Source organism: Vibrio sp. 1401 (assembly GCF_033340295.1).
This window is the reverse complement of record NZ_JAWOWF010000551.1, coordinates 1-605: the sequence shown is the minus strand read 5'-3', so window position 1 is coordinate 605 and position 605 is coordinate 1. Positions and strand designations below refer to the sequence as shown.

The 605-nt window shown below is 46.8% G+C and carries 1 protein-coding gene; it reads left to right on the top strand.

Annotated elements, in window-relative coordinates; genetic code table 11:
• Positions 1-2: 2 nt before the first annotated feature.
• On the top strand, positions 3-605 hold a 603-nt coding region (locus R7Z77_RS26775), incomplete at its 3' end, for a LysR family transcriptional regulator (RefSeq protein ID WP_318137226.1).

Here is a 605-nt window from a genome sequence, read left to right as displayed (position 1 = left end):
ACATTCGAGTTATCGAAGAAGGCAGCTTCAATGCAGCCGCACGGAAGCTCAACACGACAAGCTCCGCCATCAGCAAGCGTATCCAGTGGTTAGAGGACAAAATTGGCGTCCAGTTACTCAAGCGTACCACTCGTTCAATAAGTCAAACCGAAGCTGGTGCCCTATTCTACGAGCGAGCCAAAGTGCAACTTGACTCTTGGCAGTCCGTGTTAGATGAAACTCGCTCAGTAAACCAGTCTCCGGCCGGTCTGTTAAAGATTGGCGCAACGTTGGCGGTAGGTTCTAAGTTTTTAGTCCACTACCTTGATGATTTTCTAGAAAAATACCCCGATATCACTCTGCAACTCACCACGACGCTACCCGGTCAACTGCCGGAACTGAGTTTGGATCTCTTCATCAGTCGTCATTTAGAACAGCTCAATTCATTAAGCTTTAAAGCCACCCCGCTGTTCGAACACAAAGCTCAGTTTTATGCAGCGCCGAGTTACTTAGAAAAATACGGCACGCCACAAAATGTTGAAGAGCTTACAAAACACAATATTTTGATTTGGGGAGAAAAACCGGCAAGAGAGATCAAAACCAACCGAGGGAAAAGAGTGAGCTTG